Source organism: Streptomyces sp. KLMMK (assembly GCF_036961605.1).
Classification (GTDB): domain Bacteria; phylum Actinomycetota; class Actinomycetes; order Streptomycetales; family Streptomycetaceae; genus Streptomyces; species Streptomyces telluris.
On sequence record NZ_JBAMDC010000375.1, the window covers coordinates 1 to 6,237 of the forward strand.

At 72.8% G+C, this 6,237-nt stretch carries 5 protein-coding genes; 1 reads left to right on the plus strand and 4 read right to left on the minus strand.

What is annotated here, in order from left to right:
* Positions 1–110: 110 nt before the first annotated feature.
* Entirely contained in the window at positions 111–584 is a 474-nt protein-coding gene (locus V7793_RS31390) for a hypothetical protein (protein ID WP_336013002.1), read from the minus strand.
* 67 nt (positions 585–651) lie between these two features.
* A complete protein-coding gene (locus V7793_RS31395; protein ID WP_336013003.1) occupies positions 652–1,038 on the minus strand; it encodes an SH3 domain-containing protein in 387 nt (128 codons plus the stop codon).
* A 197-nt stretch (positions 1,039–1,235) separates the two neighbouring features.
* On the opposite strand from V7793_RS31395, the gene V7793_RS31400 reads away from it, so the two are divergent.
* On the plus strand, positions 1,236–3,482 hold the full coding sequence (locus V7793_RS31400) for a serine/threonine-protein kinase (protein WP_336013005.1): 2,247 nt from the start codon (positions 1,236–1,238) through the stop codon (positions 3,480–3,482).
* A gap of 193 nt (positions 3,483–3,675) precedes the next feature.
* Here the strand turns inward: V7793_RS31400 and ilvD are convergent, their stop codons facing one another.
* Together ilvD and V7793_RS31410 are read right to left on the minus strand one after the other, a co-directional pair.
* Positions 3,676–5,529, minus strand: a complete 1,854-nt coding sequence (ilvD, locus tag V7793_RS31405) for a dihydroxy-acid dehydratase (protein WP_336013007.1) — start codon at positions 5,527–5,529, stop codon at positions 3,676–3,678.
* A 183-nt stretch (positions 5,530–5,712) separates the two neighbouring features.
* The coding region (locus V7793_RS31410) for a TetR/AcrR family transcriptional regulator (protein ID WP_336013009.1) at positions 5,713–6,237 on the minus strand (525 nt) is incomplete at its 5' end.

The following is a 6,237-nucleotide window of genomic DNA, read 5'->3' on the forward strand; positions in this document are numbered from 1 at the left end:
TGCCCCGCCGTCCTTGCGGACCCCGCGGCAACTCGGAGAACACTACACGAGGTTTGGGGGCCGCGTTGCCACCCCCCGGGTGCTCGCCCGGCGCTCGGACGACACGCCCCCTAGCGCTTGCGGCGGCGCTTCCGCTCGCTCCGCCGCTCGTACCGCGCGACGGCCTCCTCGTACTCCCGGCGGTGGAGCTGCTCGCCGGGGGCTTCCTTGAGTGTGCGGAGTGCGTAGGCGAGCAGGGCGCCGACGAAGCCGATCATCATCAGGCTCTGCATCGACCGCTCGGCGTGGGGGTCGGCCGCGGGGTCGGGGCGGCGGCCGAAGCGTTCCCAGGTGCGGCGGAAGGACAAGGCGCTGCACACCGCGAACGCGACGACCACCATGGTGCTGACCAGGCCGCCCACCTGGGCGATGGCCAGGCCCTCGTAGCCGAAGCGCAGGACCAGTGCGCCCGCCGCGGCGGCGGCCAGTGCGCCGAGGCCCACGCCGGCACGGCGCAGGGCGTACCCGCCGTCGTGATTCAGCCACGTGGTGCCGAAGAACCTGATCGGTTCCGGCTGAGGTCCTTCCGGCAGCTCTTCGCTCATGTCTCGATTATCCCGGCCGAGGTGAGGAGCCGGCGGGAGCCGGCAGGAGCAGCGCCACCGGAAGCCTTCAGGAGCAGCGGATGGTCACAAAGCCGTCGCTGCCCGTCTTCACATACGCGTCGGACACGTACTGGCCGGGGGCGATGCTGTCCCAGATGTCGGTGGTGCCGTAGGGGCCGGTGATCGTTTCGCCGCGGGTCTGGCAGCGGATCGCGATGCGGGAGTCCTCCGGGAGGACGCGGACGATCTGGCTGCCGGTGTTCGGGCCGCGGCGTACGTTGACCTGCTCGCCCGGGGCGACCGGGTAGTAGACGGTGCCGGCCGCCGAACGGGCGGACAGCGCGTCGTTCTCGATTGCGCTGCCGACGCTGCCTGCGCCGTCGGCCCCATCGGCCCCGTCGGCCCCATCAGTCTCGTTGATCTGGTTGATCTCGTTGATCTCGCTGGTGGCCATTTTCGGCCCCTCCCCCGCTTGAGCGTTCACCGTCGATCAATGACGTGTTGATCGATGCTGTGTAGATCAAAGACATGCAATGTCATGTGCAGTGCAGGCTAGCAAGGCGCGGCACGGCTTCCCGGGATTGCCGGATCTCATCGATTAGGCTCCGGAAGCCGCGCACTTCGCGGCCGACAGACAACGGGGGTGGGGGAATGCCGCCGCTGCGCAGTGCCTGGACGGGCCCGGAAGCGGAGGATCCGGAATTCGCCGGCCGGTACCGGCTGGAAGGACGTCTCGGCTCCGGCGGCATGGGGGTCGTGCACCTGGCCCGCTCCTCCTCCGGAATGCGCCTCGCGGTCAAGGTGGTGCACGCCGAATACGCGGAGGACCCCGAGTTCAGGGCGCGGTTCCGGCAGGAGGTCGCGGCCGCCCGGCGCGTCAGCGGCGCGTTCACCGCGCCGCTCGTGGACGCCGACCCCGACGGTGACCGGCCCTGGATGGCCACCCTCTACATCCCCGGCCCCACCCTCTCCGAGCGTGTGAAGCGGAACGGGCCTCTCAGTCCGGCGGAGGTGCGGCGCCTGGCGGCCGGGCTGGCCGAGGCGCTGCGGGACATCCACCGGGCCGGCGTCGTGCACCGGGACCTCAAGCCGAGCAATGTGCTGCTCGCCGAGGACGGGCCCAAGGTCATCGACTTCGGCATCTCCCGCCCCTACGACAGCGAGCTGCGGACCGAGACCGGGAAGCTGATCGGTACGCCGCCGTTCATGGCGCCCGAGCAGTTCCAGCGGCCGCGCGAGGTGGGGCCCGCGGCGGACGTGTTCGCGCTGGCCTCGCTGCTCGTGCACGCTGCGACCGGGCGGGGGCCGTTCGAGTCGGAGAGCCCGTACATCGTCGCGTACCAGGTGGTGCACACCGAGCCGGATCTGACGGGAGTGCCGGCCGATCTCGTACCGCTGATCCAGGACTGCCTGGCGAAGGAGCCGGAGCGACGGCCGACGCCGGACGAGATCATGGCTCGGCTGCCGCGGGTTCCTCAGTACGGGGGACGTCTCGTCGAGGCGGCCGTGCCGGACGCGTCCGTGCCGACGCATGTCCGGGTCCCCCACGCTCGTGAGGACTCCCCGTCCTCTCCTTCCGCTCCCCTTACTCCTGCAGCTTCTGCAGTTCCTGCAGCTCCTGCTCCCCAGGCCTCTCCCCTCCCCCGGCGGCGGCGTCTGCCGTGGCTCGTCGCGGCCGGTGTCGCGACGGCCGCGCTCGTCGTCGGCGGGACGTGGGCGTTGAGCCGCAGCGGCGACGCGGACCGGCCGCTGCAGACGCGGCCCACCGTGGCCTCGGCGGACCGGCAGCCGTGGGAGACATCCGTGCCGGAGGGCGCGGCGGGGGACGGCACGGTGCGGGCGGGGTCCTGTGTGTACGGAGGGGACGCGCTGTACTGCTCCGCGCGGGGCGTGCAGGCGGCTCGTATCGACGCCGCCGACGGCAAGGTCGCCTGGCGGAGGAGCGCCCGCGACGGAGGTTCCGGGGCCGCCGCCACCTCCGCCTCCACCGCTCCCGTCCCCGCCCCCGTGGTCTCCGGCGGTCTCGTCCACGTCCTGTCGGGGGACGGCGGGCGGCTGTCGGCGCTGGACCCGGCGACCGGTGAGCCGCGCTGGACGCGGGACGTGTCCGCGTACCGCGGCCGGGTGTACCACGCGGGCGACACCGTGCTGCTGGTCGCCGCCGACGGCACGGTGGCGGCCGTCGACGGCGGTACGAACAAGGAGCGCTGGCGGCACGGGCTGGGACTGCCGGAGCGGTCCAAGCCGGTCTTCTCGTTCTACGGCCGGGGGCCGGTGTACGCCGTGGCGCCGGCCGGTCAGGGCCGCCACCGCACGCGGATCCTCGCGGTCGACCCGGCGCGGGGGACGACGCTGTGGGAGCGGACGGCCGACGGCGACCTGACCGCGGTGGGGGCGGGGGCCGGGGCTGACGGTGCGCTGTTGCTGACGGCTCCCGACAAGGACAACCGGGTGGCGGCCGTCGTCCGCTACGAGCCGGGCGCGCGGCGCGAGACGCGCGTGCCGCTCGCCACGCCGCTCAACGTTGCGAGCGCGGTCGCTGCGGCCCGCGGCGATGCGGTGTACCTGCTGTCCACGGACGGCGGGCTGACGGCGGTGGGGACAGTTGAGCGCAGGGGACAGCTGTGGCGACTGGACACGTCCGTGGCCAATGCGTCCGCGCTGGTCGCCGCCGACGGTGACCGGGTGTACTTCTCGGCGGCGGACGGGCGGCTGCTGGCCGTCGGCACGGCCAAGGGGACGCTGCTCGGGCAGACGTCCCCCCGCCTGACCCGGGCCGGGCGCGGCTACCTCGATCTGCTGCCGGCGCCGGTCGCGGCGGACGGCCGGGTGTTCGGCGCCGCGCCGGACGGAACGGTGTTCGCGGTCAGCGCCCGGGATCCGGCAGGCTGGCGCTGACAACTGCGCTGGCCCCGGCGATGCCCCCTGCGGGGGGCCTGCCTTGCGCGCCTTTCGAGCCGAACTGCGAACCGCGGACCGCCCGGGCTCGCCCGGTCCGGCACCGCCGGACAGTCCCCCGAACCCGGCCACCCGGCCACCCGGCCTGCCCAGCCGTCCGGCCTGCCCAGCCGCCCGCTCAATGCCTCGTCAGTCAGCCTTCCAGAAGGCTGACGTCCCGCACCGCGCCCCGGTCCGCGCTCGTCGCCATCGCCGCGTACGCCCGCAGCGCCGCCGAGACCTTGCGCTCGCGGTTCTTCGGGGCGTACGTGCCGCCGAGGGCCTCGCGGCGGGCGGTGAGCTCGGGCTCGTCGACGAGGAGTTCGATCGAGCGGTTCGGGATGTCGATGCGGATGCGGTCGCCGTCCTGCACCAGGGCGATCGTGCCGCCCGAGGCCGCCTCCGGCGAGGCGTGGCCGATCGACAGGCCCGACGTGCCGCCGGAGAAGCGGCCGTCGGTGACGAGCGCGCAGGCCTTGCCGAGTCCGCGGCCCTTGAGGAAGGACGTGGGGTAGAGCATCTCCTGCATGCCGGGGCCGCCGCGCGGGCCCTCGTAGCGGATGACGACGACGTCGCCCTCCTTCACCGACTTGGTCAGGATCTTGTCGACCGCCTCCTCCTGCGATTCGCAGACGACGGCCGGGCCCTCGAAGGTCCAGATCGACTCGTCGACGCCGGCGGTCTTCACCACGCAGCCGTCGACGGCGAGGTTGCCCTTCAGCACCGCCAGGCCGCCGTCCTTGGAGTAGGCGTGGGCGGCGTCGCGGATGCAGCCGCCCGCGGCGTCCACGTCGAGGGACTCCCAGCGCTCGGACTGGGAGAAGGCGGTGGCGGAGCGGACGCAGCCGGGGGCGGCGTGCCACAGCTCGACGGCCTCGGGGGTGGGCGAGCCGCCGCGCACGTCCCACGCCTCCAGCCATTCCTTGATGCCGGGCGAGTGGACGGTGTGCACGTCCTCGTCGAGGAGGCCCGCGCGGTAGAGCTCGCCGAGGATGGCGGGGATGCCGCCGGCCCGGTGCACGTCCTCCATGTAGTACGTGCCGCCGGGGGCGACGTTCGGGGCGACCTTGGCGAGGCAGGGGACGCGGCGCGAGACGGCGTCGATGTCGCTGAGGTCGTAGTCCAGCCCGGCCTCCTGCGCGGCGGCGAGCAGGTGCAGGATCGTGTTGGTCGAGCCGCCCATGGCGATGTCGAGGGCCATGGCGTTGTCGAAGGCGGCGCGGGTGGCGATGTTGCGCGGGAGGACGGAGTCGTCGCCGTCCTCGTAGTAGCGCTTGGTGATCTCGACGACCGTGCGGGCGGCGTTCTCGTAGAGGGCCTTGCGGGCCGTGTGCGTGGCGAGGACGGAGCCGTTGCCCGGCAGGGAGAGGCCGATGGCCTCGGTGAGGCAGTTCATGGAGTTGGCGGTGAACATGCCGGAACAGGAGCCGCAGGTCGGGCAGGCGTTCTCCTCGATGCGCAGCACGTCCTCGTCGGAGACGTTCTCGTTGACCGCGTCGACGATGGCGTTGATGAGGTCGAGCTTGCGGACCGTGCCGTCGACGAGGGTGGCCTGGCCGGCCTCCATGGGGCCGCCGGAGACGAAGACCACGGGGATGTTGAGGCGCATGGCGGCCATCAGCATGCCGGGGGTGATCTTGTCGCAGTTGGAGATGCAGATCAGGGCGTCGGCGCAGTGGGCCTCGACCATGTACTCGACGGAGTCGGCGATGAGGTCGCGGGAGGGCAGCGAGTAGAGCATGCCGGCGTGGCCCATGGCGATGCCGTCGTCGACGGCGATGGTGTTGAACTCGCGCGGGACCGCGCCCGCCGCCTTGATCGCCTCGGAGACGATCCGGCCGACCGGTGCGAGGTGGGTGTGGCCCGGGACGAACTCGGTGAAGGAGTTGGCCACGGCGATGATCGGCTTGCCGATGTCCTCGCTCGCTACGCCCGAGGCCCGCATGAGGGCGCGGGCGCCCGCCATGTTGCGGCCGTGGGTGACGGTGCGGGACCTCAGCTCGGGCATCCTGCTCCACTCCTCGCAGTGTGTGGCGCCGCGTCGGCGTGTCGACGTGTCGGCGTCTTTCGAGCCTACGCCCGCCCTCCAGGGGGCGGACAGTTTTTCCGCCATGTGAGACGCGCGTCCGCGGTGCAGGCACCGGCGCACGCCGGTGGCGCAGGCGCGGTTACGCGTCCCCGCCGGGCGCCGTCACGCGTCCCCCGCCAGGTGCCGCTGCACCGCCGGCGCCACCATCGCGATCACCTGCTCCAGGTCCGCCGACGCCAGCGGCTCGACCTTGATCACGTAGCGCAGCATGGCGACGCCGACGAGGTGGGCCGCGGCCAGCTCCGAGCGCAGCTTCGGGTCGGGGATGTCGAGCTCGCCCGCGATGCGGGTCATCAGCCGGGTGGTGACGAGATCGCGGAAGACGGCCGCGGCGGTCTCGTTGGCGACGGCCGAGCGGACGATCGCGAGCAGCTGTTCGCGGGTGTCCGGGTTCTCCCACACGCCGAGGATGAAGCGGGTGAGCCGCTCCCCCAGGGCGTCCGGGCCGCCGGCCTGGACGACGTCCGGCGCTTCGAGCGCGGGGGCGAAGTCGGTGGCGATGGCGGCCGCGAAGATCTGTTCCTTGGGGCCGTAGTAGTGGTGGACGAGCGCCGGGTCGACGTCCGCGCCCCTGGCGATGGCGCGGATGGACGCCTTGTCGTAGCCGCGCTCGGCGAATTCGGCGCG

Coding starts and splice junctions, on each gene's coding strand:
- V7793_RS31390 (WP_336013002.1), bottom strand. CDS start 584: ATGAGCGAAGAGCTGCCGGAAGGACCTCAGCCGGAACCGATCAGGTTC.
- V7793_RS31395 (WP_336013003.1), bottom strand. CDS start 1,038: ATGGCCACCAGCGAGATCAACGAGATCAACCAGATCAACGAGACTGAT.
- V7793_RS31400 (WP_336013005.1), top strand. CDS start 1,236: ATGCCGCCGCTGCGCAGTGCCTGGACGGGCCCGGAAGCGGAGGATCCG.
- ilvD (WP_336013007.1), bottom strand. CDS start 5,529: ATGCCCGAGCTGAGGTCCCGCACCGTCACCCACGGCCGCAACATGGCG.